Here is a 4,334-nt window from a genome sequence, read left to right as displayed (position 1 = left end):
ACTACTCTCACTTTTTTGGCTCTGGATGTTAGGCCTGACAATGGCCATTACAAGCGCATTTATCATCATCAAGCATGGGGCAATGACAAATACCATCTGCACTCGCGCAAGGACACCCATCTTGACAGATCATTCCATTAAAACAATAGCCATCTTGTTCACTCATAAGCTTCCTCGATTAGTTTTTAATCCGAATCAAGCGACCAATAATTGGAAATTTGGCGGCTTGTTTCATCCATTTAAGATACCAAATTTGCCGATGCAACCAACGATGGAAGCGTGGCGAAATTTTCGTAAGGCAAAATAAAGCTAGTAAGAAGAACGGAATTTGGGGAACAATGGGTAACATTAACCCAATAATTCCACCAACTAAACCGAGTGTCCCCAAGAATCCCCATAAGATTCTTGAAATAAAAAATCCCATTGGCCTTCGCCTCACTTTCAATTAATCTATCATAATTTTATCATTGAGCAGATGAAATTAATATCAATTAAACCGACCTTAAACAAATATTATTAAATTTCAGTAAGCTTAAGTCGGTAAGCCTTTTAAATGAGCCTAAAGTTCAGTATACTGATATTCGTCATAGGGAGGAGCGGACACATGTTATTTGTATCTCGGGAACTATCCTTTGCCTTTAAAAAAGATACGGAAGTTAAGGATCAGCTAGTTCCAGACCAGTTAAATTGGATCATCCGTCCCATTGCTCAAAACGGGCTAAAATGGGTCTTAGTGATGAATGTTGAAACCTATCTGCCCCTAATTTTGCCATCTTTTGACCTGTTACAGGTACCGCCACGGATGGTGATTGAACAGGTACTTTCGACCTTATTCGATCGTGAACAAATTTCGTATGCTAAGCGATACCGGTTTTTAAAGACTTTTGATGATCAAAAAGTGTATTTGCAAAATATGTCGGATCATTTTACGATTGAACGGGCAATCTGGGATTACCAGCAACGCTTATCTGAACAACCATTATTAGGGTATCAGGATTTAGATGATGATGAGCATTTGATTGATCACTTGGCCGATGCCGCGATGAATTTAGCGCAAACCAACCAGATGCCAGCAGCGGGGAATGCTTGGCTTGCTTTTATGGAGTTGGTGACGCAACCGCAACCAGCGGAGGGTAAAGAGCTGATCATCAATCGCTTAATGGATGCTTTAGTGGAACAACCACGAGCGGTAACGACGCAATCTTTATTAGCCTTGTTGGCACAGAAAATGCGGACACAGGATTGGGAGGGGTTAACGCAACGACTAACCGAGCTCAAAAGTGAGGAACGTCAAGCGTTAGCTGATGAAATAGAACGGTTAAGTCGGGAATTATAATTATGAAGAAAATCATCCAGGTACTTATTTGCGGATTGATAATTATCTTTAGTAGTGGTGGTGCTGTGACGGCACATGCGGCGACTAATAAAAATCCAGTCACGAGTCAAGACACTCAAACCGCCATTAAACAGATATTAGCTAATCATCAAGTTAATGGTGTAGTGGTCGTAAATGGGAAGGATAACCAACCTTTAGTGATTACTAATCAGATCACGGGGGTAGATCAAGCCCATACCTTGACGGGGGAGCGCTTGTTTCCAATCGCTTCATTAAATAAGTTAATTACGGGGATTGCCATTCAACAACAGCTTAATCGGGGGAAATTAAGCTTAAATGAAAAGTTGAGTCAATATTATCCTAAGGTTACAAATAGTAATCAAATCACGATTAGGGATCTAATTACCCATACTAGTGACCTTCAAGATACATCTCAAGCCAGCAGTCAGGTGATGAAGAAACAATCAACGCGGTTGAATTATACTTTGGATCATTATTTAGCGACGGGAAACTTTACTTGGGCATATTCAAATACGGATTATGTTCTATTAGCGGGGATTCTTAGTAAATTGACTCACCAGTCATATCATCAATATGTTCAATCCCATTTTATTAAGCCGTTAAAGCTGAAGCAGACCAAATATTTTGATCAAGTTAAGGCTAATCAAGTGGCGCTGCCGGTTGGCGAATCTAATCTTCAAGCTAATTTAATTAATTTACAAAAGAATATGTCGGTAACCTTAGGGGCCGGAGACTATTTCTTCTCTGCTAAGGATTATTGGCGCTTTGTGAATGCTGTAGGGCATAACAAATTTGTTAAAATGAGTTCGATCGATGAAAACGTAGATTTTACCACCGGAACTGATCATTATTTTGATGGAGTCTACTTTCGGGCCGGCAAGTTGTTTGTGGTCAATGGTTGTTACGGTAATTTATGCTCATCTGTATATTGTAATTATGGTAATCATCAAACGATGGTCGTCTTTGCCAACAATATTCCATATAATCAAGAAAAATTAATTGCGAGTCAAATTTCGCAGATTTATTTTAATTAGAGTTAGGGGGAGAGATTGTGTTTAACCCGAATTTTAAATATCCCGATACAGAAGCCTATAATTTTGTCGTCAATCGACTACACGAGCGTGGGGTGGAATTACATCAATTAAGCGACATCGCTTTTGAAATGCAAAGTCAATTTGGTGAACATAGTTCGCGTGAAGAATATTATGAAAACTTGATTGATGTCTTACACAAACGAGAATTATTAAACGAAGCCATGGTGGCGTTAGAATTGGATCGCTTAGCTCAAGAGAATCAAATCCAAGAACCCTTATTGTCAATTATCAAAAATGACTCTGGTGTTTTTGGCGTGGATGAAGCCTTAGCTATCCAAATTTCAAATATATACGGGACCATTGGGACCACTAATTTTGGGTATTTAGATCGGGTCAAGTATGGTATTATCAAAAAATTTGACCAGGATGACCAACATGTGGCGACTTTTATTGATGATTTGCTGGGAGCGATTATTGCGGCCTTGTGTGGGAAGATGGCACATTTATATGCTTAAAATATGATGCGGATTATCAGAGAACATATTATTTCGAGATTAGCTTCTAAATCGATATAATGAAGCTACCAATAAAATGGAGGTTTCATTCATGAATAATGAAAAATTTCTAGAAGTTATGCAACATGAAGGACCCGTTACAATTGTAACAATTAATGCATATCCAGCTAGTCTCGTTAATACTTGGATATCATATGTAAAGTTAGATTTAGATTCGGATGTTTTATACATCCCAGCAGCCGGAATGCATAGTATTGAACAGGATTTTCAAACGGACGCTACTGTTATCTTGACGGTTGGAACTAAAGAAGTTCTTGGAACCCAAGGACCTGGAGCAGGCTTTCACATTTATGGTCAAGGATCATTTATCGAGTCAGGACAGATTTTTGACGAAATGAAAGAAAAGTTTCCGTGGATCCGGAAGGTTTTGCAAATTAAAGTCGATAAAATTGAACAAAAGATTTANAAATTGAACAAAAGATTTAATGGAAAAACCGATCGAGTTTGTTGACCCGATCGGTTTTAAGTTTACTTTATTAAATTTTTATACTGTGACCCAGTCGTATCGTTTTAAAAATAAGTGAGACGATCGATCATGATGGGTGATAACACCAATATTTTCTTTAGCCTGGGCTAGTTTATACTTGGAATCAAGGTTCAATAATAGCTCGCTAGATATACCCATAACCATTTCAATCCGCAGAGCAAGAGTTTCATCCATAAATTTCTTACGATTTAAGATCTCTGAGATATGCTTTTGGCTTACACCGATACGTTCAGCAAGGTCAGCTTGCGTTATTTTATAAAAATCCATTGTTTCCTTAAGTAGGTCGGCAGCCGAACTATTATGATAGGCTCTAATTGGATATGTACGATCTAATTTCATGTTCTTTCTCCTTACTAATGATAATCGCTGATTTCAATGATCCTAATAGAAACGATCTCTTCTTTATCGTATGAGAGAAGGTCAAACTTATCATATCCTTCAAAAATTAAACGAAAATTTCGACTAACATCAACAGCGAACTTTCCTTCAAGTGATCCATGCAATCGATGACATCTTGGGGGAGGGTCAGAAGGAATAAACGAAAGGTTTTTAGCACTATCAAATTCATTTAATCGTTCCATTATTTTTCTCGATCGCTTAAGTCCGAATTGTTTAAGCATCAAGTTAGGATCGTTAAGGATTTTTGACAACTTGTTACTTGCAGCAAAATACTCCATAATTTACCTCGAGTCAATTATACCAGAATGGTATATTACTTCAAACAAAATTTGTTTCACTCTTTAAATACGTAAACTATGGAGTAAATTAATGATAATTTAAATCCGATTAAATATGGCGGCGATTCCCATGCCACCCCCGATACAAAGGGTTGCAAGTCCGGTATTAACTTGGCGTCGTTGCATTTCATAAAGAAGGGTAAC

The 4,334-nt window shown here is 38.0% G+C and carries 7 protein-coding genes and 1 pseudogene; 4 read left to right on the top strand and 4 right to left on the bottom strand.

Going from position 1 to position 4,334, the window contains the following annotated elements; genetic code table 11:
• Positions 1 to 178 precede the first annotated feature (178 nt).
• Positions 179 to 424 (bottom strand): DUF454 family protein, encoded by a 246-nt coding sequence (locus tag FC60_RS08970; protein WP_056938035.1) that lies wholly within the window; start codon positions 422 to 424, stop codon positions 179 to 181.
• Between the two features lie 180 nt (positions 425 to 604).
• On the opposite strand from FC60_RS08970, the gene FC60_RS08965 reads away from it, so the two are divergent.
• The 4 genes and pseudogenes from FC60_RS08965 to FC60_RS08950 all read left to right on the top strand — a co-directional run.
• On the top strand, positions 605 to 1,336 hold the full coding sequence (locus tag FC60_RS08965) for a hypothetical protein (RefSeq protein WP_056938034.1): 732 nt from the start codon (positions 605 to 607) through the stop codon (positions 1,334 to 1,336).
• A 2-nt stretch (positions 1,337 to 1,338) separates the two neighbouring features.
• Positions 1,339 to 2,391, top strand: coding sequence for a serine hydrolase domain-containing protein (locus tag FC60_RS08960; protein ID WP_056938033.1), 1,053 nt, complete (start codon positions 1,339 to 1,341; stop codon positions 2,389 to 2,391).
• Positions 2,392 to 2,408: 17 nt separating this feature from the next.
• The gene (locus tag FC60_RS08955; protein WP_007122030.1) at positions 2,409 to 2,906 is read left to right on the top strand and encodes a phosphatidylglycerophosphatase A family protein; all 498 of its coding nucleotides are present in this window, start codon (positions 2,409 to 2,411) and stop codon (positions 2,904 to 2,906) included.
• Between the two features lie 76 nt (positions 2,907 to 2,982).
• Positions 2,983 to 3,371 (top strand): annotated as a pseudogene (locus FC60_RS08950) (FMN-binding protein); the annotation flags it as partial.
• Between the two features lie 79 nt (positions 3,372 to 3,450).
• On the opposite strand, the gene FC60_RS08945 reads toward FC60_RS08950, so the two are convergent.
• From FC60_RS08945 to FC60_RS09405, 3 genes are all read right to left on the bottom strand, one after another.
• Positions 3,451 to 3,792, bottom strand: coding sequence for a HigA family addiction module antitoxin (locus tag FC60_RS08945; protein WP_056938031.1), 342 nt, complete (start codon positions 3,790 to 3,792; stop codon positions 3,451 to 3,453).
• A 14-nt stretch (positions 3,793 to 3,806) separates the two neighbouring features.
• Positions 3,807 to 4,130 (bottom strand): type II toxin-antitoxin system RelE/ParE family toxin, encoded by a 324-nt coding sequence (locus FC60_RS08940; protein ID WP_235806137.1) that lies wholly within the window; start codon positions 4,128 to 4,130, stop codon positions 3,807 to 3,809.
• Between the two features lie 99 nt (positions 4,131 to 4,229).
• A partial coding sequence (locus tag FC60_RS09405) for a hypothetical protein (RefSeq protein ID WP_156399319.1) occupies positions 4,230 to 4,334 on the bottom strand: 105 nt, incomplete at its 5' end.

Origin of the sequence: Limosilactobacillus gastricus DSM 16045 (genome assembly GCF_001434365.1) — a bacterium.
Classification (GTDB): Bacteria; Bacillota; Bacilli; order Lactobacillales; family Lactobacillaceae; genus Limosilactobacillus; species Limosilactobacillus gastricus.
This window is presented reverse-complemented; position numbering and strand designations above follow the sequence as displayed.